22 protein-coding genes are annotated in these 24,980 nt (G+C 65.4%); 16 read left to right on the top strand and 6 right to left on the bottom strand.

Annotated features, from left to right (window positions below):
• The first annotated feature begins 47 nt into the window (after positions 1 to 47).
• Genes VSX79_RS00935 through VSX79_RS00920 form a run of 4 tightly spaced genes read left to right on the top strand, consistent with a single transcriptional unit; the run spans position 48 to position 2,658 of the window.
• Positions 48 to 530 carry an SspB family protein gene (locus VSX79_RS00935; protein WP_179498455.1) on the top strand — a complete coding sequence of 161 codons (483 nt, stop codon included), beginning with the start codon at positions 48 to 50 and terminating at the stop codon, positions 528 to 530.
• 1 nt (position 531) lies between these two features.
• Positions 532 to 846 (top strand): hypothetical protein, encoded by a 315-nt coding sequence (locus VSX79_RS00930; RefSeq protein ID WP_179498453.1) that lies wholly within the window; start codon positions 532 to 534, stop codon positions 844 to 846.
• Positions 843 to 2,237, top strand: a complete 1,395-nt coding sequence (fumC, locus tag VSX79_RS00925; RefSeq protein ID WP_326914154.1) for a class II fumarate hydratase — start codon at positions 843 to 845, stop codon at positions 2,235 to 2,237. Before VSX79_RS00930 ends, fumC begins: the two co-directional genes overlap by 4 nt.
• 52 nt (positions 2,238 to 2,289) lie before the next feature.
• Entirely contained in the window at positions 2,290 to 2,658 is a 369-nt protein-coding gene (locus VSX79_RS00920) for a hypothetical protein (RefSeq protein WP_326914153.1), read from the top strand.
• Here the strand turns inward: VSX79_RS00920 and VSX79_RS00915 are convergent.
• Positions 2,655 to 3,221, bottom strand: coding sequence for a DUF2585 domain-containing protein (locus VSX79_RS00915; RefSeq protein ID WP_179498447.1), 567 nt, complete (start codon positions 3,219 to 3,221; stop codon positions 2,655 to 2,657). The two genes, VSX79_RS00920 and VSX79_RS00915, sit on opposite strands and share 4 nt — an antisense overlap.
• Before the next feature lie 50 nt (positions 3,222 to 3,271).
• Here VSX79_RS00915 and gmk point away from each other — a divergent pair, with 50 nt between their 5' ends.
• Positions 3,272 to 3,934 (top strand): guanylate kinase, encoded by a 663-nt coding sequence (gene gmk / locus VSX79_RS00910; protein WP_179498445.1) that lies wholly within the window; start codon positions 3,272 to 3,274, stop codon positions 3,932 to 3,934.
• Between the two features lie 93 nt (positions 3,935 to 4,027).
• On the opposite strand, the gene VSX79_RS00905 is transcribed toward gmk, so the two are convergent.
• The 4 genes from VSX79_RS00905 to VSX79_RS00890 all read right to left on the bottom strand — a co-directional run bounded on the left by VSX79_RS00905 (position 4,028) and on the right by VSX79_RS00890 (position 7,725).
• Positions 4,028 to 4,465: an acyl-CoA thioesterase gene (locus tag VSX79_RS00905; RefSeq protein WP_326914152.1), complete on the bottom strand. Its 438-nt coding sequence runs from the start codon at positions 4,463 to 4,465 to the stop codon at positions 4,028 to 4,030.
• Between the two features lies 1 nt (position 4,466).
• Complete coding sequence (locus tag VSX79_RS00900) at positions 4,467 to 5,249, bottom strand: SDR family NAD(P)-dependent oxidoreductase (RefSeq protein ID WP_179498441.1); 783 nt, start codon at positions 5,247 to 5,249, stop codon at positions 4,467 to 4,469.
• Positions 5,250 to 5,369: 120 nt separating this feature from the next.
• Positions 5,370 to 6,539, bottom strand: a complete 1,170-nt coding sequence (locus VSX79_RS00895; RefSeq protein ID WP_326914151.1) for an acetyl-CoA C-acetyltransferase — start codon at positions 6,537 to 6,539, stop codon at positions 5,370 to 5,372.
• A gap of 31 nt (positions 6,540 to 6,570) precedes the next feature.
• Complete coding sequence (locus tag VSX79_RS00890) at positions 6,571 to 7,725, bottom strand: acyl-CoA dehydrogenase family protein (protein WP_179498436.1); 1,155 nt, start codon at positions 7,723 to 7,725, stop codon at positions 6,571 to 6,573.
• Positions 7,726 to 7,991: 266 nt separating this feature from the next.
• Between VSX79_RS00890 and VSX79_RS00885 the strand changes: the two genes are divergently transcribed.
• The 11 genes from VSX79_RS00885 to purH all read left to right on the top strand — a co-directional run bounded on the left by VSX79_RS00885 (position 7,992) and on the right by purH (position 22,577).
• Positions 7,992 to 8,861, top strand: a complete 870-nt coding sequence (locus tag VSX79_RS00885) for an SMP-30/gluconolactonase/LRE family protein (RefSeq protein WP_326914150.1) — start codon at positions 7,992 to 7,994, stop codon at positions 8,859 to 8,861.
• 86 nt (positions 8,862 to 8,947) lie between these two features.
• Positions 8,948 to 11,143, top strand: a complete 2,196-nt coding sequence (locus VSX79_RS00880; protein WP_179498432.1) for a M3 family metallopeptidase — start codon at positions 8,948 to 8,950, stop codon at positions 11,141 to 11,143.
• A 184-nt stretch (positions 11,144 to 11,327) separates the two neighbouring features.
• On the top strand, positions 11,328 to 12,233 hold the full coding sequence (locus VSX79_RS00875) for an SPFH domain-containing protein (protein ID WP_326914149.1): 906 nt from the start codon (positions 11,328 to 11,330) through the stop codon (positions 12,231 to 12,233).
• Between the two features lie 9 nt (positions 12,234 to 12,242).
• Positions 12,243 to 12,446 carry a toxin-antitoxin system HicB family antitoxin gene (locus tag VSX79_RS00870; protein WP_179498948.1) on the top strand — a complete coding sequence of 68 codons (204 nt, stop codon included), beginning with the start codon at positions 12,243 to 12,245 and terminating at the stop codon, positions 12,444 to 12,446.
• A gap of 1 nt (position 12,447) precedes the next feature.
• The gene (locus tag VSX79_RS00865) at positions 12,448 to 12,690 is read left to right on the top strand and encodes a hypothetical protein (RefSeq protein WP_326914148.1); all 243 of its coding nucleotides are present in this window, start codon (positions 12,448 to 12,450) and stop codon (positions 12,688 to 12,690) included.
• Between the two features lie 86 nt (positions 12,691 to 12,776).
• Positions 12,777 to 13,448 carry a ribulose-phosphate 3-epimerase gene (rpe, locus tag VSX79_RS00860; protein ID WP_326914147.1) on the top strand — a complete coding sequence of 224 codons (672 nt, stop codon included), beginning with the start codon at positions 12,777 to 12,779 and terminating at the stop codon, positions 13,446 to 13,448.
• A 3-nt stretch (positions 13,449 to 13,451) separates the two neighbouring features.
• Positions 13,452 to 15,230, top strand: a complete 1,779-nt coding sequence (locus VSX79_RS00855) for a heparinase II/III family protein (RefSeq protein ID WP_326914146.1) — start codon at positions 13,452 to 13,454, stop codon at positions 15,228 to 15,230.
• Between the two features lie 386 nt (positions 15,231 to 15,616).
• On the top strand, positions 15,617 to 18,460 hold the full coding sequence (locus VSX79_RS00850) for a TonB-dependent receptor (RefSeq protein ID WP_326914145.1): 2,844 nt from the start codon (positions 15,617 to 15,619) through the stop codon (positions 18,458 to 18,460).
• A complete protein-coding gene (locus VSX79_RS00845) occupies positions 18,460 to 19,872 on the top strand; it encodes a fibronectin type III domain-containing protein (RefSeq protein ID WP_407697273.1) in 1,413 nt (470 codons plus the stop codon). Before VSX79_RS00850 ends, VSX79_RS00845 begins: the two co-directional genes overlap by 1 nt.
• Before the next feature lie 15 nt (positions 19,873 to 19,887).
• On the top strand, positions 19,888 to 20,904 hold the full coding sequence (locus VSX79_RS00840) for a phytase (protein ID WP_326914143.1): 1,017 nt from the start codon (positions 19,888 to 19,890) through the stop codon (positions 20,902 to 20,904).
• 80 nt (positions 20,905 to 20,984) lie between these two features.
• On the top strand, positions 20,985 to 22,577 hold the full coding sequence (purH, locus tag VSX79_RS00835; protein ID WP_179498422.1) for a bifunctional phosphoribosylaminoimidazolecarboxamide formyltransferase/IMP cyclohydrolase: 1,593 nt from the start codon (positions 20,985 to 20,987) through the stop codon (positions 22,575 to 22,577).
• Here the strand turns inward: purH and VSX79_RS00830 are convergent.
• A complete protein-coding gene (locus tag VSX79_RS00830) occupies positions 22,549 to 24,897 on the bottom strand; it encodes a BTAD domain-containing putative transcriptional regulator (protein ID WP_179498421.1) in 2,349 nt (782 codons plus the stop codon). The genes purH and VSX79_RS00830 overlap by 29 nt on opposite strands.
• Positions 24,898 to 24,980 lie beyond the last annotated feature (83 nt).

Here is a 24,980-nt window from a genome sequence, read left to right as displayed (position 1 = left end):
ATTCTCCCCCCTTGACCGGTGCGCGGAGCGCGTTCATCCCCTCGCGCATGAGTGATGACGTTCGCGACAGCCTGATTCCCTATGACGAAATCGTGCAGGATGCGCTGCGCGCCGTGGTCGGCCGCGTGCTGAGCCAGATCGAAGGTTTTGACAGCCTGCCCGGCGAACATCATTTCTATATCACCTTCAAGACGCAGGCGATCGGGGTCGATATTCCGGCGCATCTGATCGCCAAATTCCCGGACGAAATGACGATCGTGCTGCAGAACCGCTTCTGGGACCTGAAGGTCGAAGAGGATCATTTCAGCGTCGGCCTGTCGTTCAACCAGACGCCGTCGATCCTGACGATTCCCTACGCCGCGATCACCGCCTTCGTCGATCCGTCGGTCGATTTCGGGCTGCAATTCCAGGTCAGCGACGACGAGGCCGCACAGCCCGAACCGCATGACGAGGCCGACAACGACCGCCCCGAGGTAACAACCGAGGACGGGTCGAACGTCGTGACGGTGGATTTCGGCAAGAAGAGGTAGCGTGACGGGCCCGCTCTGGCCCCCGAGCCGCTTTTGGCAATTCTGGGCAATCGCGGGAATGCTCGTCCTGACCGGCGCCTTCTGGTGGGGCGTCGAGGGCTATGCCTTGTTCGAGGGCAATTACGCGCGCGGACAGGTCGCCGACGGGCTGCTGCGCTTTAGCCTTCTCGTGCTGACCCCGGCGCTCGTCCTTGTCTGGCTTGCCGCCGCATGGCTGCGCCGCCGCGTCGGCGAAACCGGATATTGGCAATTGCTCGGCCTCGTCGCGATGATCTGGGCGGGGGCGATATTGGTGACGAGGATGCTGGTGGCATGAGCACGCGAATCGAAAGCGACAGCATCGGCGAGATCGAGGTTGCGGCCGACGCCTATTGGGGGGCGCAGACCGAGCGCAGCCGCCATAATTTCGCTTTCCCGGCCCACGAACGCATGCCGATCCCGATCGTCCACGCGCTCGCGCGGATCAAGGGCGCGGCGGCGCGCGTGAACCGCGCTCACGGGCTCGACGCCGACTTGGCAGACGCTATCGCTGATGCGGCCGAAGCCGTCGTCGCCGGCCGCTACGACGACCAGTTCCCGCTCGCGATCTGGCAGACGGGCAGCGGCACCCAGTCGAACATGAACGTGAACGAGGTGATCGCGGGGATCGCGAACGAGAAACTCGCGGGGACGCGCGGCGGCAAGTCGCCGGTCCACCCCAACGACCATGTCAACATGGGCCAGTCGTCGAACGACAGCTTCCCGACCGCGTTGCACGTCGCGGTCGCGGTCGAAACGACGGCGCGGCTGATCCCCGCGCTGAGCGACCTGACCGACGCGCTCGCTGCGAAGGCCGAGGCGTGGGGCGATATCGTCAAAATCGGCCGCACCCATTTGCAGGACGCGACCCCGCTGACGCTCGGGCAGGAATTTTCGGGCTATGTTACGCAATTGCTTGCGTGCCGGGCGCGGATCGAGGGCGCGCTGGCGCACAATATCTGCAAGCTCGCGCAGGGCGGAACCGCGGTCGGCACGGGGCTCAACGCGCCCGCGGGCTTCGACGTCGCCATGGCGGCGGAACTGTCGAAAGCCACCGGCATCGCCTTCGAGCCCGCGCCCAACAAGTTCGAGGCGCTGGCGTCGAACGACGGGCTCGTCTTCTTCTCGGGCGCGCTCAATACGCTCGCGGTCGCGCTCACCAAGATTGCGAACGACATCCGACTGCTCGGATCGGGTCCGCGAGCGGGGCTCGGCGAACTCGACCTGCCCGCGAACGAGCCCGGCAGCTCGATCATGCCGGGCAAGGTCAATCCGACGCAGTCCGAGATGCTGACGATGGTCGCGGCGCAGGTCATCGGCAATCATCAGGCGGTGACGGTCGGGGGCCTTCAGGGGCATCTTGAGCTCAACGTGTTCAAACCGCTGATCGGGTCGAACGTGCTGCGCTCGATCGAGCTGCTTGCGATCGGCATGGCGGGCTTCACCGAACATTGCGTCGTCGGCATCGCGCCCAATCTTGCCCGCATCGACGAGTTGATGAACCGCTCGCTGATGCTCGTCACCGCGCTCGCGCCCGAAATCGGCTATGACAAGGCGGCGAAGATCGCAAAGCACGCGCACGAGACGGGCAGCACGTTAAAGGAAGCCGCGCTCGACCTCGGCTATGTCGATGCCGCGACCTTCGACCGCGTGATCGATCCGCGCACGATGCTGGGCCCGGAGGGCTGAACGGGAACCCGAAGGCGGCGTCGCGGATTGATAGGAGGAAGGAGATATGGGCATGATCGGCAGGATCGTCGGCGGGGCGCTCGGCAGCGCCATCGGAAAGCAAAAGGGCAATCACCCGGTCGCCGGGGCCGTTATCGGCGCGGGCGCGCTGTTCGCGGCGCGGCGCCTGTTCCCGCAACGCTATGCCGCGCTCGCGGCGTGGGCGGCGGCGGGCTATCTCACCAAGAAATGGGCTGAACGCGCCGAAGCGCGCAGGACCGCCGAAGCGGCGCATTCGCTTGATCCCGAACTCGCGAATGCGGGCGTGGTCGATACCTATGCCGGAACGGCGAACGTGCCGACCGATGGCCAGACGATGGGCGATGCGCTGCCGCCGGCGATTCCGCTGGAAGGAAACGGGCGCAGCAGCGCGATCCACTAGCCGCCGGACTGCCATTCCTTGATCGCCTCGACGGGCGACACCAGCATCAGCACGTTCAGCGTCAGATTGTCGCGGATCGCCCATAGGGTGAACAGCTCGAACGCGATCGCAATCGCCACCGTGACCCACCAGCGCATCCGGCTGGCGGCGAGAAAACCGATCATCATGAAGAGTGCATCGCTCACCGAATTGAGGATCGAATCGCCCGAATAGCCATAGGCCATCGTGACTTCGCGATAGCGGTCGATGATGATCGGCGAATTTTCGAGGATTTCCCACGCCGCCTCGATCCCGATCGCGAGCGCCAGTGCGACCCAGAGCGGCTGGTTGGGCAGCAACCAGCGCCCGAGGCCGTAAAAGATAAAGCCGTGGATGACATGACTGAAGCTGTACCAGTCAGACACCTGCTGGCTGTTCTGGTTCGACTGCACGACGCCGTGCCACAGGCTGACGATGCCGCACGGGCAGATTGGCGGGCGCCCCATCGCGAAAAGGATCGCGGCGAAGGCCGCGAGAAGTCCAGCGGCGACCAACCAGCCCCGTCTTGAAACCCCCAAGATCATCGCCACCCCTTCCTGCTTGACCGCGCCCGTCTCTCGCGCAATTAGCGCCCATGGCTGAAAGCGTCCACCTGAACCGCCGCGGCGTGTTGTTCGTCCTCTCCTCGCCCTCTGGCGCGGGCAAGACCACCATCTCGAGAATGATGCTCGAGGCCGACAAGGATATCGCGCTTTCGATCTCCGCGACGACGCGCCCGCCGCGCCCCGGCGAGGTCGATGGCGTCCATTATCATTTCGTCGACACCGAAACCTTCAAGAAGATGGCGGCCGATGGCGAATTCCTCGAATGGGCGCATGTCTTTGGACACCGTTATGGCACGCCCCGCGCGCGCGTCGACGAATTGCTCGATGCCGGCAAGGACGTGCTGTTCGACATCGACTGGCAGGGCGCGCAGCAGCTGTATCAGGAGGCCGGCCCCGACGTCGTGCGCGTCTTTGTCCTGCCGCCGACGATGGAAGAACTCGAACGCCGCCTGCGCTCGCGGGGCACCGACAGCGACGAGGTGATCGCCGCGCGGATGGAACGCGCCGCGAACGAGATCAGCCACTGGGACGGCTATGACTATGTGCTGATCAACGACAATGTCGAAGGCTGTTTCGATGAGGTCTGCGCGATCCTGCGCGCCGAGCGGCTGAAGCGCCGCCGCCAGATCGGGCTGATCGGCTTCGCGCGCGACCTGATCCGCTCGGTGCCGGATGCCGACAAGAATCTGTAATAAGCCTCGTCATTGCGAGGAGCCAGGCGACGCGGCAATCAGGGGCGCATCAGGCCGCTCTGGATTGCTCCGCTTCACTCGCAATGACGGAAGTCAGGCCGACTTCACCAGGTTCGCTTCGAGCTCCGCGACCATGTCGGCGCGGAGCGGCTTCGCCTGACCATCGGTGCGGCACACGACTACGGTATCGCAGGTGGCAATGCAGCGGCCGTTCTGGAACATCGCCTGCACGATCGTCCAGCTCGACGTGCCGAGCCGGCCGATTCCCGTCGAGATCTCGACCGGATCGGGGAAATTGCCTTCGGCGAGATAGTTGATCTCGACCGCCGCGACCATCGTCCGCTCGTTCGACGGCCGCTCGTCCAATGGGCGCACCTGCCGGTTCAGCAGCACGCGGCCGCTTTCGAACAGCGCGGCAAAGGCCACATTGTTGAGGTGGCCGTTGATGTCCATGTCCTGAAAACGCGTCTGCAATTCGATTGCGACGGGGTAGCTGGCGGCAACGAGCCGCCAGCTTTCCGGTTTGGGCATATCAGCGCGGGCCCATGCGGATGCCGCCGTCGAGGCGGACGTCCTCGCCGTTGAAATAGCCATTCTCGATCATGCACATCGCGAGATTGGCATATTCGACCGGGTTGCCGAGGCGCTTCGGGTTGAGCACCGACGCGCCCAGCGCATCGCGGACATTCTGCGGCGCACCGGCGAGCAGCGGGGTGTCGAAAATGCCGGGCAGAATCGTGTTGACGCGGATATTCTCGTTACCGAGGTCGCGCGCGATCGGGAGCGTCATGCCGACGACGCCGCCCTTCGACGCCGAATAGGCCGCCTGACCGATCTGGCCGTCCTCGGCCGCGACCGACGCGGTGTTGACGATCGCGCCGCGCTCGCCGTCTTCCATCGGGTCGAGCGTCAGCATGCCCGCCGCCGACTTGGCGATGCAGCGGAAGGTGCCGACGAGGTTGATCTGGATGATCCAGTTGAACGCATCGAGCGGGAAATGCTTGATGCTGCCGTCTTCCTTTGAGCGGCTCGCGGTCTTGATCGCGTTGCCGGTGCCCGCGCAATTGACGAGGATGCGTTCCTGGCCGTGCGCTTCGCGCGCCTTGGCGAAGGCGGCGTCGACCGATGCGTCGTCGGTGACGTTGCATTCGCAGAAGATGCCGCCGAGTTCGGCCGCGATCGCGAGGCCCTTTTCTTCCTGCAGGTCGAAGATCGCGACCTTGACGCCCTTCGCGGCGAGCGCGCGCGCGGTCGCAGCGCCGAGGCCCGAGGCGCCGCCGGTGACGACGGCGGATACGGTGGAATCGAGTTTCATGGGTTTCTCCGTTTAAGCCCTCCCCTTCAGCGGAGGGTTTGGGTGGGGCATATTAGGGGAACGCCGGTAGTCTACAGACCCTCCCCCCGACCCCTCCCGCAAGCGGGAGGGGAGAAAGATTTACAGCCGCTCGACGATCGTGACGTTGGCCTGGCCGCCGCCCTCGCACATCGTCTGCAAGCCATATTTGCCACCGGTCGCGTCGAGCACGCCGAGCAAAGTCGCCATCAGCTTGGTGCCGCTGGCGCCGAGCGGGTGGCCGAGCGCGATCGCCCCGCCATGCTGGTTCAGCCGCGCATGATCGGCGCCGAGATATTGCAGCCAAGCGAGCGGGACGGGGGCGAAGGCTTCGTTGACTTCATACGCATCGATGTCGCCGATTTTCATCCCCGCTTTCTTGAGCGCGCGTTCGGTCGCGAACAGCGGTTCCTCGAGCATGATCACGGGATCGCCTGCGGTCACCGACACATGGTGGATGCGCGCGCGCGGGGTCAGCCCATGATCTTTGAGCGCTTGCTCCGACACGACGAGCGCCGCCGAGGCGCCGTCGCAGATCTGGCTTGAGGTCGCCGCAGTGATCGAGCCGCCTTCCTGCAGGATCTTGACCCCGGCAATGCCCTCAAGCGTCGCGTCGAAGCGGATGCCCTCGTCGACGAGGTGGGTCTGGCGCCCCTCGGGCGTGTCGATCTCGACCCCGACGATCTCGCGCTTGAAATGGCCCGCCTCGGTCGCCGCCTTGCCGCGGCGGTGGCTTTCGAGCGCATAGGCGTCGAGGTCGTCCTTGGTCAGGCCGTATTTCTTGACGATCATCTCGGCGCCCATGAACTGGCTGAACATGATGCCGGGATATTTTTCCTCGAGCCGCTCGGACTTGTAATGGCCGAGACCTTCCTTGATGAACAAGGTCGCGACGCTGCCCATCGGCACGCGCGTCATGCTTTCGATGCCGCTCGCAAGCACGATGTCCTGCGTCCCCGACATCACCGCCTGCGCGGCAAACTGGATCGCCTGCTGCGACGACCCGCACTGACGGTCGATCGTCACCGCGGGGATCGCGTCGGGCAGCTTCGAGGCGAGAACGGCGTTGCGGCCGACGTCCATCGTCTGCTGCCCGCCCTGCGACACACAGCCGGTGATGACGTCGTCGATCTTCGACGTGTCGAAATCATTGCGGTCGGCGATCGCGTCGAACACTGCGGCGCCGAGGTCGACGGGGTGAATGCCGGCGAGGCGGCCGCCGCGCTTGCCGCCCGCGGTGCGGACGGCGTCGACGATATAAGCAGTAGCCATGGGAGAATTCCTTTCCTGCGATTTCAAACGATCAGAGCTTGCGCCCGATCAGTTCCTTCATGATCTCGTTCGTGCCACCGAAGATGCGCGTCACGCGCGCGGCGCGCCAGGCGCGGGCGATAGGATATTCGTTCATATAGCCCGCACCGCCGAAGAGCTGGAGACATTTGTCCATGACCTCCCACTGAAGTTCGGTGTGCCACAGCTTCGCCGCCGCGCCCTCTTCGGGGGTCAACTCCTTTTTCAGGTGCCGCGCCAATGCCCAGTCGAGATGCGCCCAGCCGACCTGCAATTTGGCCTTGAGGTCGGCGAGCACGAAACGGCTGTTCTGGAAATCGAGGATCGGCTTGCCGAACGCCTTGCGGTCGCGGGTATATTCGACGGTGTCGTCGAAGGCGCGCTGCGCCGACGCCTGCGCGCTGACCGCGATCGAAAGCCTCTCTTGGGGAAGCTCGCTCATCAGATAGATGAAGCCCTGCCCCTCTTCGCCGAGGCAATTGGTGATCGGCACGCGGACGTCGTTGAAGAACAGCTCCGACGTATCCGCCTCGTCCTGCCCGATCTTGTCGAGGTTGCGACCGCGTTGGAACCCTTCGCGATCGGCCTCGATGAGGACGATCGACACGCCCTTCCACGCCGGCTCGACCTCGGTATCGGTCTTGACGCACACCAGGATCAGGTCGGCGTTCTGGCCGTTGGTGATATAGGTTTTCGACCCGTTGATGACATAATGATTGCCATCCTTCTTCGCGGTCGTGCGCATGCCCTGAAGGTCGCTGCCGGTGCCCGGTTCGGTCATCGCAATCGCGGTGATCACCTCGCCCGACACCATCTTGGGCAGCCAGTGCTTCTTCTGCTCTTCGCTGCCGTAGCGCGTGATATAATTGGTGACGATATCCGACTGGAGCGAAAAGCCCGTGGTCACGCGGCCATAATAGGCGCTTTCTTCGTCAACGATCGCGTTGTAGCCGAAATCGAGACCGAGGCCGCCATATTCCTCGGGCACCGTCGGGCAGAGGAGGCCAAGCTCGCCGGCCTTGGGCCAGATACTTTTCGGCACGATGCCGTCCTCGGCCCATTGCGCCTGGTTGGGGGCGACTTCCTTTTCGAGGAACTGGCGAACCGTCGCGCGGAACGCCTCATGATCCTCGGTATAGGCGGAGCGCGAGAGGCTATCGAGCGACATATTGTTCCTTTCCCTTGGGGCAGCCGAGCGCGAGCGGGGAGTCGGCCGCATTTTTCGCCCGCCAACAGACCTTACGTTTACGTGCACGTCAAGTAGAAAGACGTTACGGCGGGAAACTCTTTCCTCCGCGCTCTTTCCTTCATCGTCACCCCCGGACTTGATTCGGGGTGACGGAGGTTTGCGGTGGCGGGCCGATGATCCCCGGCCCCGAACGAATAGCTTTGCAGCCCTGTGCAGCCGTTGCGGTGCGCGCTAGGCTCCGCATCATGGTAGACCTCCTCTTCGATGCCGGCGCGCTGCTCGGCGAATCGCCGCGCTGGCATGCCCGCGAAGCCCGCCTCTATTGGGTCGATATCGACGCGCAGCAGATCCACCGGCTCGATCTCGCGAGCGGCACGCACGAATGGATGCAGCTGGACGAGCCCGTCGGCTGCGTCGCGCCGCGCGCCGGGGGCGGGCTGGTCGCGGCGCTCGGCAACGGCTGCGCGCTGATCGACGAATGGGGCGCGGCGCCGCGTCCCTTCGGTCCGGCGGCGCTCGCGGGCCTGCCGCACCAGCGCTTCAACGACGGCTGCGTCGATGGTGCCGGGCGACTGTGGGTCGGCAGCCTGACCGCCGACAAGCCCCGGCGCGACGCGGCGCTCTATCGGCTCGATCCCGATGGCACACTTATCGAAGTCTTCGGCGGGCTGATGACGAGCAATGGCGCGGCGTTCAGCCCCGACGGGCGGACCTTCTATCACGCCGACACCCCGACGCACCGCATCCACGCCTATGACGTCGATCCCGCGACCGGCGAGCTTGGCGGCAAGCGACTGTTCCACGAATTTCCTGAGGGCAACGGCCGCCCCGACGGCGCGGCGGTCGATGCCGAGGGTTGTTACTGGTCGGCGCTGTGGGACGGCTGGCGCGTCGTGCGCCTGTCGCCTGCGGGCGAACTCATCCAGACGGTCAACCTCCCGGTGCAGCGCCCGACGATGATCGCCTTCGGCGGGCCCGACCTCCAGACCGCCTTCGTCACCAGCGCGGGCAAGAATCTGACCGACGAGGAGCGCGAGGCGCAGCCGCATGCCGGCGGGATCTTCAGCTTCCGCGTCGATGTGCCTGGCCTGATCCAGCCGGGTTTTGGCGCCTAGGCGTCTTGCACCCCGCTGTCATATAAGGTTAAGACCGCCCCCGACATGGTTTCGTCCGAAACCTTATCCTCCGGGGAGATTTATCGATGTCGCGCACCGCGCAGCCCTTTGCCCGTTCTTTGTCGATCCTGCTTGCATCCACCGCGATGATGGTGGGTTATAGCCAGATGACCGTGACCGCCGCCGAACCGACCGCCGCCGCCAAGCCGGCCGCCACCGCCCCCGCGGGCGAAAACCCCCTGCTCCAGCCCTGGACCGGCCCGTTCGAAGGGGTGCCGCCGTGGGACAAGATGGACCCCGAGCTGTTCCCCGACGCCTTTACCAAGGGCATGGCGGAAACCAGGGCGCAGGTGCAGGCGGTCATCGACAACCCCGAAGCGCCGACCTTCGAGAATACCCATGTCCCGATGATGCTAGCGGGCGAGACGATGGAGCGCGTCTTCGCGATGTGGGGCGTGCAGACCTCGAACAAGTCGAACGACCGCGTCGAGGATATCGACGCCGAATGGAGCCCGAAGCTCACCACCTTCTATACCGAGCTGTTCCTCGATCCGAAGCTCTTCGCGCGCTACAAGGCGGTTTACGACAAGCGCCATTCGAGCGGTCTCGACGCGCAGCAGATTCGCATCGTCGAGCGCAGCTATGACGAAATGGTGCGCGACGGCGCCAATCTGTCGCCGGCCGACAAGACGAAGCTCGTCGAAATGAACTCGAAGCTCGAAGGGCTGTTTTCGGCCTTTTCTTCGAAGCTGCTCGGCGACGAAAAGCTTTATACCTTCGTCACCGACAAGGATGAGCTGGCGGGCCTCGAGCCGAGCTTCGTCGCCTCGCTCGCCGCAGCGGCCGAAGCCAATGGCAAGCCCGGCCAGTGGGCGATCAAGAACACCCGCTCGTCGGCGCAGCCAGTGCTGCAGGGCGCGACCAACCGCGCGCTTCGCGAACGCGTTTACAAGGCGTTCGTCAGCCGCGGCGACAATGGCGACGCGAACGACACCAATGCGACCATTGCCGAGATATTGAAGCTGCGCCAGCAGCGCGCCGAGTTGCTCGGCTTCCCGACGCACGCGCATTACCGCATGGCCGACACGATGGCGAAGACCCCCGAAGCCGCGATGGGCCTGATGATGAAGGTGTGGCCTGCCGCGGTCGCCCGCGTGAAGGAGGAGGTCGCCGACATGCAGGCGATCGCCGATCAGGAGGCCAAAGCCGGCAAGGGGCCGAAGATCACGATCGAGCCGTGGGACTATCGCTTCTATGCCGAGAAGGTCCGCAAGGACAAATACGACCTCGATGAGAGCGAGGTGAAGCCCTATCTCCAGCTCGACAAGCTGACGCAGGGCATGTTCTGGGCGGCGGGGCAGCTCTACGACCTCGGTTTCCGCGAAAACACCGGCACCATCCCCGTTTTCGACCCCAAGGTCCGCACCTTCGAGGTCTATAATCTCAAGACGAACGAGAATGTCGGCGTCTTCTACCTCGACAATTTCGCGCGTGATGGGAAGCGCTCGGGTGCGTGGATGACGACCTATCGCAGCCAGCAGACGCTGGGCGGCGAACGCAATGTGCTCGCGTCGAACAACAATAATTTCACCGAAGCCGCCAAGGGCGAGCCGACGCTGATCAGCCTCGACGATGCGACCACCTTGTTCCACGAATTCGGCCACGGCATCCATTACCTGCTCCAGCAGGTCAATTATCCCGCGCTCGCCGGGGTGCCGCGCGACTTCGTCGAATATCCGAGCCAGGTAAACGAGAATTGGCTGATGACCCCCGAAGTGCTGTCGAAATATGCGACGCACTACAAGACGGGCGAACCGATGCCGCAAGCGCTGGTCGACAAGATCCTCGCGTCGAACAAGTTCAACCAGGGGTTCGACACGGTCGAATATCTGGCGAGCGCGATCGTCGACATGAAGCTGCACGACCGCAAGGCGCCGCCGACCGACGTCGACCGGTTCGAACGCGAGACGCTGGCGGAAATCGGGATGCCGAAGGAGATCGTCATGCGGCACCGCCTGCCGCAGTTCGGCCATCTGTTCAGCTCCGACGCCTATTCGGCGGGCTATTACTCCTACCTCTGGTCGGAAACGATGGACGCCGACACCTGGGCGGCCTTCACCGAAGCTGGCGGCCCGTGGGACCGCAGCGTCGCCGACAAGTTCCGCACCATATTGCTGATGACCGGCAACGAAACCGACCGCGCCGAGGCCTATCGCGCCTTCCGCGGCCGCGATCCCGACGTCAAGGCGCTGCTCGAAAAGCGGGGTTTTCCTACCGAATAGGGCGGCCGGAAACGCTATTTCGCAAAGGGGGCTTCGGCCCCCTTTGTTATTTCGGCCACCCCACACGTGTGCATAGAGCGAGCCGAGACGCCCCAAAGCCGTATCGGCGCCGATTCTTCCGATTCCGCTTGACCGCCGCCGAGTTCGATATAAATATGATATCATAATTATATCGGAGGGCATTATGAGCGATTCGAGTGGTGCGGCGGGCTTGACCCCGACGAGAGAGGTCCGCGCGGCGACAGCCAGCGGCTATGTGATGCTGTTGGTCTGGCTGCTTTTGTTTGGCGTCGCCATCTGGGCGGCGGCGACCAATCTCGGCGGCGACGTCGACTGGAACTGGAAGTGGGGCCTTGTCGTCGCGAGCGGTATCGCCGGCACCGTCATCCTGTGCGGTTTCTACCTGATCAACCCGAATGAGGCGGCGGCTATCCAGCTGTTCGGCAGCTACAAGGGCACCGACCGCGAAAGCGGGCTGCGCTGGGTGCTGCCGTGGCTGACGCGCAAGAAGATCGCGGTGCGCGCGAACAACGTGATTTCCGACAAGATCAAGGTCAACGACCTGCGCGGCAACCCGATCGAGATGGCGGCGCAGGTCGTGTGGCGCGTCACCGACACCGCACAGGCGCTGTTCGACGTCGACGATTACAAGGAATTCGTGATGGCGCAGATCGAGGCGGCGGTGCGCTCGATCGGTTCGCGATATCCCTATGACGATATCGAGCATCAGGAAGTCACGCTGCGCGGCAATCACGACGAGGTCGGGGTCGAGCTGCGCAAGGCATTGATCGAACGACTGTCGGTCGCCGGGATCACCGTCGACGAATGCGGCCTGACGCACCTTGCCTACGCGCAGGAAATCGCCGGCGCGATGCTTCGCCGCCAGCAGGCCGAGGCGGTGATCTCGGCGCGCAAGAAGCTGGTCGAAGGCGCGGTCGGCATGGTCGAAATGGCATTGGAGCAGCTCAGCGCCAAGAATGTCGTCGATCTCGACGACGAGCGTCGCGCCGCGATGGTATCGAACCTGATGGTCGTGCTGTGCAGCGAGCGCGACACGCAGCCGGTCGTGAACGCCGGATCGCTTTACTGAGCTGGAATGATGGCTGCATCCGCCAAGAAAGCCTTCGCCCTCCGTCTCGATCCGGCGCTCTACGCCGAGATCGAGCGGATGGCAGCGGCCGAATTGCGCAGCGCCAACGCAGAGATTGAGGTCTTGCTACGCGAGGCGCTGGAGCGGCGCGGCGTAAGGGTCAAACAATCGCAAGCCCCGAAACGGGGCCGCCCGCCGAAGGAGGAGAGCTGAGATGCTACATCTTTTGTTCGACAATCGCCCATGGTTCCGCGCCAAGAGCCACGGCTATGGCACGGGGCTGCCGATCGCCTGGCAGGGCTGGGCGTTGATGGCCCTGCACGTCACGCTGATCACCGGCGTGATCATGCTGTTTCGCGACCGGCCCGTAATGCTGACCGTCGTGGCCGTGCTCGCGGCGCTCGCCCCGATGCCGATCTATCGCGCCAAGACCAAGGGCGGCTGGCGCTGGCGATAGACGCAGCGCCACTTTTATTGGGGATAGCTGTCGATAGCGCCTCGGGCCCGCTTGCTCCCGACTCGCTAGATGGTTAAGGCCGGTCCATGATCGGCTCCACAACTCCCGTCCGCATCGCCCCTTCGATCCTGAGCGCCGATTTCGCGAAGCTGGGCGAGGAAGTGCGCGCGATCGAGAGCGCGGGCGCCGACTGGGTCCATATCGACGTCATGGACGGCCATTATGTCCCCAATCTGACGATCGGCCCGGCGGTGGTAAAGGCGCTGCGCCCGCATTCGACCCTGCCCTTCGACGTCCATCTGATGATTTCGCCGGTCGACCATTTCCTCGACGCCTTTGCCGCGGCGGGCGCCGACATCATCACCGTCCACCCCGAGGCGGGGCCGCACATCCACCGCACCGTCCAGCACATCAAATCGCTCGGCAAGCAGGCCGGCGTGTCGCTCAATCCCGCGACCCCGGCGAAGATGCTCGATTATCTGATCGACGACATCGACCTGGTGCTGATCATGAGCGTCAACCCGGGCTTCGGCGGCCAGAGCTTCATTTCGAGCCAGCTTCGCAAAATCGAGGCGGTCAAAAAGATGATCGAGAAATCGGGCCGCGACATCCGGCTGGAAGTCGATGGCGGGATCGATGCCGGGACCGCGCCGCTCGCGATCGACGCCGGTGCCGACGTGCTGGTGGCGGGCACCGCGACCTTCAAGGGCGGGCCGGACGCCTATGCCGACAATATCCGGCGGCTGCGCGGAGCCTGATCGATGGAGGGGAGACCGCTGACTTCCGCCCCCGTCGACCCGCCGCTCGACCCCGGCGCCGACGCCGCTTCCCCTGACGATACGATCGAGCCCGGCAAGCGGCTGATCCGCCTGCCCGCCGACAAGGGCCTCTCGCTCGGCGACCGTGTCGCCAACGCGATCACGCGCCTGACCTGGCGCACGCCGCTCCACGCCTTTCGCCTCAAAGGGCGTTTCCCGCTCAAGCTGCTCGGGGTGCCGGCCGACCCGGTACCGGGCGACACGCGCGCGGGCACCGCAATCCGCGCCGGCCATTTCCTGCACCGCGGATTGAAGCTGCCGCTCGGCGAGCTCGACTTTGCGGCGCTGAATGTGGCGCCGACCTTCGCCGACTATCTTCACAGCTTCGGCTGGCTGCGCGATCTCGCCGCGACAGGCACGCGCGCCGATGGCGCGCCGATCGCCGAAGCGGTTGTCCGCCACTGGCTCGGCACCCACGGCGAAACGGTGAGCGAACCCGCGTGGAAGGCCGACAATAGCGCGTGGCGCATCCTCTTCTGGGCCGCGCACGCGCCGCTGATCCTGTCGTCGAGCGACCTCGTCTATCGCTCAGCGGTGCTCAACCATCTCGCGCGCGCGGCGCGCCACCTCGACCGCGTCGCCGACAAGACACGGCCGGGCACGGGGCAGATGGTCGCGTGGGTCGGCATCGTCGCCGCGTCGCTGCTGATGCCCGGCGGCGAGCCGCGGCAGGTATTCGGCGAGGCAGGGCTGCGCAAGGTTCTCGAAACGAGCTTTTACGCCGACGGCGGCAATATCTCGCGCTCGCCGCAGGCGCAGCTCGACGCGATCATGGCGCTGTCGATGCTCGCGAAAATATACGACATGCGCCGCATCGAAGTGCCGCCTTTCGTGCAGGAGGTGCTGGCACGCGCGGTCCCCGCGCTGCTTGGCCTCACCCACAGCGATGGCGGCATGGGCAACTGGCAGGGTAGCGGGGCGACGCCGGCCGCGACGATCCAGGCGATCGTGAACGCGAGCGGGGTTCGCACCCGCCCGCTCAAACAGGCGCGCGACTGGGGGTATCAGCGCCTCGTCGCGAACAAGGTCGTGCTGCTTGCCGATGCGGCGCCGCCGCCGATCGCTCGCGTGACCGAGGCCGGCTGCGCCTCGACGCTCGCCTTCGAACTCAGCGACGGCGACGAGCGCATCGTCGTCAATTGCGGCGGCGCGGCGCTGACCGGCGCGACAATCCCCGCCGATCTCGCGCGCGGGCTGCGCACTACCGCGGCGCATTCGACGCTGACGCTCGGCGACAGCAATTCGACCGCGATCCTGCCCAACGGCTCGCTCGGCAAGGGTGTCACGGAAGTCGAGCTCGACCGCCGCGAGACCCCGCAGGGCAGCCGCGTCGAGATGAGCCACGACGGCTATGCGCGGCGCCACGGGCTGATCCATCGCCGCCTGCTGATCCTGTCGCCGAACGGACGCGAGCTCCGCGGCGAGGACATGCTGCTCCCCGCCCCGCGCACGCGGCGCAAGGGCGACAAGGGCTTTACGCTACGCTTTCACCTCGGCCCGCATATCTCCGCCAGCCTGACCGCCGACAAATTGGGCGCGCTGCTCCGCGTCGGCGGCGGCCCGCTGTGGCAATTCCGCACCTCGGAAGGCGCGCTCGAAATCGAGCAGAGCCTGTGGGTCGACGGCGAAGGCCGCCCGCACCCGACCGAGCAGCTCGTCGTCACCGGCAACGCACCCGCGGGCGGCCTCAGCGTGGGGTGGATCTTCAAGCATATCGGTTGACGGGTGTGCCGTCGCCGAGCGGCAGGGTGGGGTTGGTTTCCAGCCATTCCTCTCTCTCCGTTCGTGTCTAGCGAAGTCGAGACACACCTCGACGTGGCGCCCAGCCCAAGGGGCATCTCGACTTCGCTCGATGCCGACGGGGTTGGGAGGCGGCACGTCCGCGATCCTTCGCAACCGGACGATGCTGACATCTCAAATGACCGATCGACGAATTTTCTCCGCCGTCACATCGCCGCAATTCCACAGGCTTGCGCGACACCGCTTTCCTTCTGTTTCAATAGTGTGACAGCCGCGTAACACAGCGGTCATAGAGCCCTGCCAGTGCGCCCTCGACTCGCCGGGAACCAATAGGAACCGGCGATCTTCTCATTCCTCGGGGGATCTCCATGAACAAGCTTCGCACCGTCCGTTCGCGCATCCTGCTCGGCACCTGCCTCTCGCTCGCAGCCGCCCTGCCCGCGCCCGCCTTCGCCGGCGACGTCACCGGCAGCGTGACCGACGCGACCGACACCCGGGCGCTGCAGGGCGCGCAGCTGCGCATCGTCGAGTTGGGCCGCGTCGCCGAAGCCAACCGCGACGGCAGCTTCCGCTTCGCCGACGTTCCGCCCGGCACCTATACCCTCGAAGCGCGCTATGTCGGTGCCGAGACGCGCACGCAGACGATCACCGTTCCCGAAAGCGGCAATGTGACCGCAAAGGTCATTCTCGGCACCGACGACAGCATCCTCGTCATCGGCCAGTCGGCGAACCAGGCGAGCGCGCTGTCGCGGCAGAAGGCCGCCGACGGCGTCGAAAGCGTGCTGACCCGCGACGCGGTCGGCCAGTTCCCCGACCAGAATGTCGCCGAAGCACTGCGCCGCCTGCCCGGCGTCAACATCCTGAACGATCAGGGCGAAGGCCGCTTCGTCTCGGTGCGCGGTCTTGACCCCGAACTCAACGCCACCTCGGTCAACGGCGTGCGCCTGCCCGCCCCCGAAAGCGACGTCCGCTCGGTCGCGCTCGATGTGATTAGCAGCGACAGCATCGAATCGATCGAGGTCAAGAAATCGCTGACCCCCGACATGGACGCCGACACGATCGGCGCCTCGATCGAGATCCACACGACGAGCGCGTTCGAACGCCGCAAGAATTTGCTGACCGCGAAGATCGAGGGCAGCTATAACGACTATTCGGAAAAGCTGACGCCGAAAGGCAGCATCGATTTCGCGCAGCGCGTATCGGACAATTTCGGCGTGTCGGGCGGCATTTCCTATTATCAGCGCAAGTTCGAAACCGACAATGTCGAAGCCGACGGCTGGAACGAGGACGACGGCCAGATCACGACCGAAGAGGTCAATTATCGCGACTATGACGTCGAACGGAAGCGTCTCTCGGCGAACCTCAACCTCGACTTCCGCCTGGGTTCGTCGACCAAGCTCTATGCGCGCGGCATCTACAGCCAGTTCGACGACCAGGAATATCGCCGCGAAACGAGCCTCAAGCTCGAGGACGCGGGCGAGGTGACCGGCGACGGCGCCGACCTGATCTACAGCGACACCGACGGCGAGCTCCAGGTCCAGCGTTCATTGAAGGACCGCTTCGAGCGTCAACGCATCCGCAGCCTCACGCTGGGCGGCGAGACCGACAGCGACGGCTGGCATGCGAAATATTCGGTCAGCTATGCCAAGTCGACCGAGCGCGAGAACGGGTCGATCGACCCCGCCAACTTCGAACAGAGCTTTGAAGACAATGGCCTGCTGCTCGGGCTCGATTTCGCCGACCCGCGCCGGCCGCTCTACACGGTCGGCGGCGATGCCGGCGCGATCGCCGACTTCTCCGACCCCGATGCCTATGAACTCGACAGCATCCAGGTCACCGACCTGTCGGACTCGCGCGACAAGGAATGGGGCGCAAAGCTCGACCTCGCCCGCGAATTTGCGATGAGCAATGGCACCTTCACCGTCCAGGCCGGCGCCAAGGGCCGCTGGCGCGACAAGAGCTACAACCTCGAAACGCAATATTGGGAGATGGACGGGCTGACACTCGCCGACTTCGTTGGCACCCAGACCTATCGCCTCACCGACATTTCGCCCGTTCCCGACAAAAAGAGCGTGCGCGCCTTCTTCAACGCCAACCGCGACGGTTTTGAACTCAACGAACTCGATTCGCTGTTCGATTCGAGCGTCGAGGATTATTCGGTGAGCGAGGATGTGGCCGCGGGCTATTTGCTCGGCCGCTGGGACAGCGACACGCTGCGCGTCATCGGCGGCGTGCGGTACGAGCACACCAAGAACGATATTCGCGCGAATACGGTGACGCTGATCGAGGAAGGCGGCGAACTGCCCGACGGATCGGAAGCCGATGACGACACCGTCATCAGCGTGCCGAACCAGTTCAAGCGCAGCTATGGCGACTGGCTGCCGAGCCTGACGATCCGCTGGGAGCCGCAACAAAATCTCGTCCTGCGCGCCGCAACCTCGAAAAGCCTCGTCCGCCCGAAACTGTCAAAGCTCGCGCCGCGCTTCACGATCGAGCAGAATGACGACAACGAGCGCGAGGGCGAGTTCGGCAACCCCGATCTCAAGCCCTATGAATCGTGGAATTTCGACGCCGGGGTCGAATATTATCTGCCGAACAACGGCGCACTGTCGGCGGGTGTCTTCTACAAGAACATCAAGAATTTCATCGTCGATACCAATCTGGAGGATGCGGGCGAATATAATGGCATTGCATTCGACGAGGCGACGATCCCGATCAACGGCGACAGCGCCGAAATCTGGGGCGTCGAACTGAGCTATACGCAGGCGCTACGCTTCCTGCCTTCGCCGCTCGACGGCTTCCTCGTCAACGCCAACTATACCTATACCGACGCGACCGGCACCGTGCCGACCGACGGCGACATCACCGACCTGCGCAAGATCAACCTGCCAGCCGCGTCGAAACACACCTTCAACGCGGCGCTGGGTTATGAAAAAGGCCCCCTGTCGTTGCGTCTCGCGGGCACTTATCGCTCGAAATATCTCGACGAGCTGGGCGATACGGCGGCCGAAGACCGCATCATCGACAATCATTTCCAGCTCGACCTGTCGGCCAAATATGATGTCACCAAGCAGGTTCAGGTCTTTTATGAATGGGTGAACATCAACAACGCCAAATATTATGCCTACAACAATGTCGGCGCCCGCCAGAACCTGCTCCAGTTCGAGCAATATAAGTGGACGATGAAATTCGGCGCGCGGGTGAAGTTCTGATGCGTTGCCGGATCGCCCTGCTGCCGCTGGCGGCAGGGCTGGCCCTTTCAGTCACGCTCGCCGCGCACGCCGAGGAAGAGGGTGGACCGATCCCGCGTTCGCCGGGCCTTCCCTATGCGCCCAAAAATCTTCCCGACCGCATCGTCCTCACGCCCGGGGCTGACCCGGCGCGCGAGATGGCGGTCGCCTATCGCACCGACACCGCGCAGGCCGAGTCCCAGGCCCAGCTCGCGGTGTCGGTCGATGGGCCGACGCTCGAGGAAAAGGCGCAGCTGATCACCGGTATCGCGATGCCGGTGGGCAGCAGCTATGGCCCGTCGCTCTATCATCAGGTGCGCTTCACGGGCCTCGCGCCCGGCACCGTCTATGCCTACCGCGTCAAGGGCGCGGCGGGCTGGAGCGAATGGCATCAGTTCCGCACCGCGGCCGCCGAAGCGAAGCCCTTTCGCTTCCTCTATCTCGGCGACGTCCAGAACGGCATATTGACCTATGCCAGCCGGGTGATCCGACAGGCGTTCCACGCGCATGGCGACATCCGCCTGACCGTCCATGCCGGCGACCTCGTCAGCCAGCGCGACGATCTCGACCATGACGACGAATGGGGTGAGTGGAACCAGGCGGGCGGCTATAATTACGCGATCGTCCCGCAGGTCCCTGCGACGGGCAATCACGAATATGTCGACGTGGTGCAGCCCGACGGCAGCGAAGTCTACAAGCTCGGCCCCTATTGGCCCGCGCAATTCGCGCTGCCCGCCAACGGCGCCGCGCCAGCGAAGGCGACGACCTATTACACCGATTATCAGGGCGTGCGCTTCATCGTGCTCGACGGGACCTCGGCGATCAACCTCGGAACGATGAAGGCGCAGACCGACTGGCTCGACGAGGCGCTCGCGTCGTCGAAGGCGAACTGGAACGTCGTACTGTTCCACCAGCCGGTCTTCACCTGTGCACGGCCTAACGACACCAGCGAAATCAAGGCGGCGTGGAAGCCGGTGTTCGAAAAGCGCAAGGTCGACCTGGTGCTGCAGGGCCACGACCATTGCTATAGCCGGCTGACATCCGAAGCCGGCCGCGAAGCGAGCGCAAAGGCGCGCGCCGACGGCAGCGTGCAGGGGCCGGTGTATCTCGTGTCGGTGACGGGGTCGAAAATGTACCGGCTCAACGACCGCGCGGGCAGCCAGCCCGACAATATCGCCGAAGCGACCGAGGTGTACCAGATCGTCGATGTCGAGCCGCAGCGATTGAAATTCCGCACTTACACGGCATCGGGCAGGCTTTATGACGGCTTCGATCTGGAACGGACGGCGGCGGGCAATCGGCTTCACGAAATAGCCGAGCCGACGATCGCGGCGCGCACCTGTTCGGGCGAAACCGGCCCCGACGGCGGCCGCTGTGTCGCGCGCGGCAAATAGGATAAGGGGGATATGATGATCCGGACGACCAAATTGCTCAGCCTCGCGGCGCTCGCCGCGAGCCTTGCCGGTTGCGCTGCGAGCGCGCCAGCGATCCGCGGCCTGCCGCCGGTCCAGGTGACCGCGAGCGGCGAGACGCAGCCGGTCGGTACGAACCGCGCCGACGCCGCCGACGACCCGGCGATCTGGATCGATCCCGCCAACCCGAACCGCGCGTTGATCGTCGCGACAGACAAGAAGGCGGGGCTGCACGTCTATGACCTTGCTGGCAAGGACATTGCCTTCACGCAGGCAGGCCTCGTCAACAATGTCGACGTCGCGGGCGACATCATCGTCGCCAGCGACCGCAACGACGAGATGAGCGCCGCGCTCGCGGTCTTTCGCCTTGATGCCGCAACCCCCGCGATCACCGCTCTCGGCCGCGCGCCTGCAGGGGCGGGCGAAGCCTATGGCCTCTGCCTCAAGAAAAGCGCGCCGGGTCAGCCGATCACCGCGGCGCTGATCGTCAAGGACGGCACGGTGCGCGTCGGCACGGTCGGCATCGACGGCACTCCGACCTTCACGGTCCAATGGGAACACAAGATCCCGACCCAGTCTGAAGGCTGCGTCTTCGACGGCGACACGCTTTATGTCGGCGAGGAAGTCGGCGGCATCTGGGAGCTGAAACCGGACGGCAAGACCGCGACCGCGCGGATGGTCGCGTCGGTCGACAACCAGCGCCTCGTCGCCGACGTCGAAGGGCTCGCAACGATCGACTACAAGGGCCAGCGCTACCTGCTCGCGTCGAGCCAGGGCGACAATGCCTATGCGGTGTTCCGCCTGCCGGGCGTCGAATATGTCGGCCGCTTCGCGGTCGCGGCGGGCGCATTCGGCGCGACGAGCGAAACCGACGGGATCGAAGCGGTCGCGGGCAATTTTGGTCCCGCCTTTCCCGATGGCATCTTCCTCGCGCAGGATGGCGACAACGGCGCGCTGGCGCAGAATTTCAAACTGGTACGCTGGGACCAGATCGCGGCGGCGCTGGGGCTCTAAAAAGGGCCGAAGGGTTGCGATCAGGACGGCGCGCGCCTAGGGGGGCCGCGTCATCCCATCGCCAGCCGAGGCCCTCCCCAATGACCGACCTGATTCCCGTCCGCCGCGCCCTTCTGTCCGTCAGCGACAAGGCGGGGCTCGCCGAGCTTGCCGCCGCGCTCGTCAAACATGGCGTCGAACTCGTGTCGACCGGCGGCACCGCAAAGGCGCTGCGCGAGGCGGGGCATATTGTCCTCGACGTGTCCGACCTCACCGGCTTCCCCGAGATGATGGACGGCCGCGTCAAGACGCTGCACCCGACGGTCCATGGCGGTATCCTGGCGGTGCGCGACGATGCGGCGCATGTCGCCTCGATGAAAGAGCATGGCATCGGCGCCATCGATCTTGTCGTCGTCAACCTCTATCCGTTTGCCGCGACGGTCGCCAAGGGCGCGGCGCGCGACGAGATCATCGAGAATATCGACATCGGCGGCCCGGCGATGGTGCGCTCGTCGGCGAAGAATCATGCCTTCGTCGGCATCGTCACCGAGCCCGAGGATTATGCGGCGGTGATCGCGGAGATGGACGCCAATGGCGGCGCGACCACGCTGGCGTTGCGCAAGCGCCTCGCTGCGACCGCCTTCGCGCACACCGCGACCTATGACGGCATGATCGCAAGCTGGTTCGCCTTTGCCGACCAGGGCAAGCTGTTCCCCGACACGCTGCCGCTGACCGCGAAGCTGGCGACCGAGCTGCGCTATGGCGAGAATCCGCACCAGCAGGCCGCGCTCTACCTGCCCGCCGGCCCCGCGTCGCGCGGGATCGCGCAGGCCGAACAGGTGCAGGGCAAGGAACTCAGCTACAATAATATCAACGACGCCGACGCCGCGCTCGAACTCGTCGCCGAATTCCGCGAGGCCGAACCGACCTGCGTCATCGTCAAGCACGCGAACCCCTGCGGCGTCGCGAGTGCCGCGACGATCGCAGAGGCCTATGACGCGGCGCTGAAGTGCGACGACGTCTCGGCGTTCGGCGGCATCATCGCGGTCAACCGGCCGCTCGACGGGCCGACGGCCGAGGCGATCAGCAGCATCTTCACCGAAGTCGTCTGCGCGCCCGACGCCGACGCCGACGCCCGCGCGGTGTTCGCAAAAAAGAAGAACCTGCGCCTGCTGCTGACCGGCGAACTGCCCGACCCGGCCCGCGGCGGACTGATGATGAAGACGATCGCCGGCGGCTGGCTCGCGCAGAGCCGCGACAATGGCCGCATCACGCGCGCCGACCTGAAGGTCGTTACCGACCGCGCCCCGACCGAGGAAGAACTGGCCGACGCGCTGTTCGCCTGGACGATCGCGAAGCATGTGAAGTCGAACGCGATCGTCTATGCCAAGGGCGGATCGACCGCCGGCATCGGCGCGGGGCAGATGAACCGCCGCGACAGCGCGCGCATCGCGGCGGTGAAGGCGCGCGAAGCCGCCGAATCGCACGGCTGGGCGCAGCCCCGCACCGTCGGCAGCGCGGTCGCGAGCGACGCCTTCTTTCCCTTCGCCGACGGGCTGCTTGCGGCGGTCGAGGCGGGCGCGACCTGCGTCATCCAACCCGGCGGCTCGATCCGCGACGACGAGGTGATCGCGGCGGCGAACGAAGCGGGGCTCGCGATGATCTTCACCGGGATGCGCCACTTCCGCCACTGATCGCGCGCCCGAGGCGCGCCAGTCGCCCGGCTTCCTGCCTGCAGTCGTAACGCAGGCCGGGCTCGCTGCAAAAGTCGGGCCAGCGATCTTGCCGCCGCCAGAAATCGACGAGTCCGATCCGCGCCAGTGTCCTGAAGAACAACGGATCGCGCCGGAGCGGGGCGACCGACGGCCAGTAAAGCAGCGACCATTGGCCATCGGTATTGCGCACCGGCGCGCGCGCCAGCCATGAAAGTGCCTTTGGCATGTCGCCGATCCGCGCATAATGCGCGGCGATCGCATAAGCGACGGATCTGTTCTGGGCGAATTCGGCTTCTGCGGCAACTTCGACCGCGCGCGATCCGGCCGATGGGTCGGCAAATTGGCGAATGAGCAGCATGTCGAATGTGCGCCGCTCTTCCGCAGTGGCCGCGCGATACGCCTCGGCCGCGTTAGTCCTGCCGAGTTCGACCGCAAGGCGACGGCGATGTTCGGTCAGGTCGGGATGGCCCGGCCAGATCGCCTCCGCAGCCGCGAACTGCGCCATTGCCTCCTCCATCTGCCCCGCCGCGGCATAGCGGCGCACCACACCCAATGCCTTGTAGATCGAGGTCGGGTCGCCCCGTGCGGCGCGCTCCGCCGGATCCACGCCGGCACGGACATATCCCGCCATGAAGAGCCCCACCGCACTGCTCATCAATGCCGCCGGATATTCAGGGTCCGTCGCAAGCGCACGATCGAGGAGCGGCAAGGCCTCAACCATGAACAATTCGCTGACACCCGTCTGCGACAGCGCTGTCAGCGCCGCCGCATTGCCCGGATCTATCGCCAGCGCGCGCTGCGCCGCATCGATCGCTCGCGACCGTTCCGCGCCCAAAGCCGCCGGATCCCCGTCGTGCGAGAGATGCTTGATGCGAACCTGCGCCAGCATTCCGAGTGCGTCGGCGTCCCCCGGCCAGCGCTCGACGAGTTCCTCCATCAAGCGGATCGCGCGCGGCCCGTCATAGGCGATATGTGCGTCGCAGATCGCGAAGACCAGCGACCGGCGATCGGCATCGGTGGAGAGCGGCTGGCTCCGGCCGTTCAGCGTCAAAGCGCAGTCGACGAGGCCGGCAACGGCAAGGGCGGTTCGCTCGCGCAGCCGGCTGAGATCGCCGACCGGAGCTGTCAGACGGCTGGACCAGAGAATCGACCCGTTCAGCGGATCCACGACACGCGGTTCGCTGACGAACTCGCCGCCGTCGCGCTCGATCGCGACGCGGACGACGAAATCGCCGCCGCGTCCCGCCGCCTTGCTATCGAGGACGCGGACCACTCCGCCCGATGCCTTGGCTAAACGGGCGAAATCGCCTGCCAGCGCGTCAGCAAAGCGGTCCTCGATCGCGTCGCGCCCGCGCGCCTCGATCGGCTCGACGCGCACCGCGGGCGCGGCAAGCATCGCCGCCGGCGCCGCAGTGCGCGGTGCGTCGGCACCGACCAGCGCCAGCGTCAATGCTGCCGCACCGAGCCCGATCGCGCTGCGCAGCGACGGGCTCCCCCCGGCGCTCGCCGCCGAGCGCTGCGCAGGTATGGCCGGGGCCGGCGGGCATTGTCGTTCGGACAGGCTCCGATAGAGCTCGGCCGTTTCGACCGAAGGCCTGTCGTCGATTCCGCGGGCCAACGCATCCTCGATCCGATGCCAGGCATGGCGCAAGCCATCGCCATCTCCCGCCTCCCAGCGCGCGTGCATGACAATCCGCGCGGCATGCTCGCTGCACGGGTCGAATCGCGTCACCCGGTCGGCGACGGTCAGCGCCTGCTCGAGGTGGCCCCTTTGCAGCAGCCGGTCGGCCATCGCGAGCACCTCGCGAACAATTACCTCCTCCTGCCGCGCCCGTTCGACCATCAGCCAGTCATCCCAGGCGTCGTCGACGCCCTCGAGGTCGGCAAGAAACCTTACGTCGTGCGCGGGCAGGCGCGTCAGCACCGCGGCGACATCGTCCGCCGCGCACGCGGCGCGAAGCAGCGAAATGTCGTCTGCGACTTGCGTATGATCGATGGCGACGGTCTCGCGACCGGCTTGCAGCAACGGCGGCGATGCACGCGTCCATGGCTTAAGCTCGACGAGACATTGCCGCAGGCTGGCATGCGCCTGCGCATCGGGGCGGCGGCTCCAAAGAAGCGCGCTCAGCCGGTCGCGCGCAAGCGGTGCGTCGGCAAGGACGAGCCGGGCCAGAAGCGCGCGCGCCTTGCGGCCCGAAGGCGCCAGACCGGCGGGCTCGACCGCGAAATCGCCAAGGAGCCGCAATATCGGCGTGGCGGCGACGGCGTACCGCTCGTTTTTTGCGAATGCAGAATTCACGGCGCGACCTCCTGAGTCGGGGATGCGGCCGTATATTTTTCCCGAAGACCGAAATAACATCATTTTGACGATCGAACGAACGG

It is taken from the genome of Sphingopyxis chilensis, from assembly GCF_035930445.1.
Taxonomy (GTDB): Bacteria; Pseudomonadota; Alphaproteobacteria; order Sphingomonadales; family Sphingomonadaceae; genus Sphingopyxis; species Sphingopyxis chilensis.
Note: the sequence above shows the minus strand (reverse complement) of the source record. Positions and strands in the feature narration are given on the sequence as shown.

Coding starts and splice junctions, on each gene's coding strand:
- VSX79_RS00935 (WP_179498455.1), top strand. CDS start 48: ATGAGTGATGACGTTCGCGACAGCCTGATTCCCTATGACGAAATCGTG.
- fumC (WP_326914154.1), top strand. CDS start 843: ATGAGCACGCGAATCGAAAGCGACAGCATCGGCGAGATCGAGGTTGCG.
- VSX79_RS00920 (WP_326914153.1), top strand. CDS start 2,290: ATGATCGGCAGGATCGTCGGCGGGGCGCTCGGCAGCGCCATCGGAAAG.
- VSX79_RS00915 (WP_179498447.1), bottom strand. CDS start 3,221: ATGATCTTGGGGGTTTCAAGACGGGGCTGGTTGGTCGCCGCTGGACTT.
- gmk (WP_179498445.1), top strand. CDS start 3,272: ATGGCTGAAAGCGTCCACCTGAACCGCCGCGGCGTGTTGTTCGTCCTC.
- VSX79_RS00905 (WP_326914152.1), bottom strand. CDS start 4,465: ATGCCCAAACCGGAAAGCTGGCGGCTCGTTGCCGCCAGCTACCCCGTC.
- VSX79_RS00900 (WP_179498441.1), bottom strand. CDS start 5,249: ATGAAACTCGATTCCACCGTATCCGCCGTCGTCACCGGCGGCGCCTCG.
- VSX79_RS00895 (WP_326914151.1), bottom strand. CDS start 6,539: ATGGCTACTGCTTATATCGTCGACGCCGTCCGCACCGCGGGCGGCAAG.
- VSX79_RS00890 (WP_179498436.1), bottom strand. CDS start 7,725: ATGTCGCTCGATAGCCTCTCGCGCTCCGCCTATACCGAGGATCATGAG.
- VSX79_RS00885 (WP_326914150.1), top strand. CDS start 7,992: ATGGTAGACCTCCTCTTCGATGCCGGCGCGCTGCTCGGCGAATCGCCG.
- VSX79_RS00880 (WP_179498432.1), top strand. CDS start 8,948: ATGTCGCGCACCGCGCAGCCCTTTGCCCGTTCTTTGTCGATCCTGCTT.
- VSX79_RS00875 (WP_326914149.1), top strand. CDS start 11,328: ATGAGCGATTCGAGTGGTGCGGCGGGCTTGACCCCGACGAGAGAGGTC.
- VSX79_RS00870 (WP_179498948.1), top strand. CDS start 12,243: ATGGCTGCATCCGCCAAGAAAGCCTTCGCCCTCCGTCTCGATCCGGCG.
- VSX79_RS00865 (WP_326914148.1), top strand. CDS start 12,448: ATGCTACATCTTTTGTTCGACAATCGCCCATGGTTCCGCGCCAAGAGC.
- rpe (WP_326914147.1), top strand. CDS start 12,777: ATGATCGGCTCCACAACTCCCGTCCGCATCGCCCCTTCGATCCTGAGC.
- VSX79_RS00855 (WP_326914146.1), top strand. CDS start 13,452: ATGGAGGGGAGACCGCTGACTTCCGCCCCCGTCGACCCGCCGCTCGAC.
- VSX79_RS00850 (WP_326914145.1), top strand. CDS start 15,617: ATGAACAAGCTTCGCACCGTCCGTTCGCGCATCCTGCTCGGCACCTGC.
- VSX79_RS00845 (WP_407697273.1), top strand. CDS start 18,460: ATGCGTTGCCGGATCGCCCTGCTGCCGCTGGCGGCAGGGCTGGCCCTT.
- VSX79_RS00840 (WP_326914143.1), top strand. CDS start 19,888: ATGATCCGGACGACCAAATTGCTCAGCCTCGCGGCGCTCGCCGCGAGC.
- purH (WP_179498422.1), top strand. CDS start 20,985: ATGACCGACCTGATTCCCGTCCGCCGCGCCCTTCTGTCCGTCAGCGAC.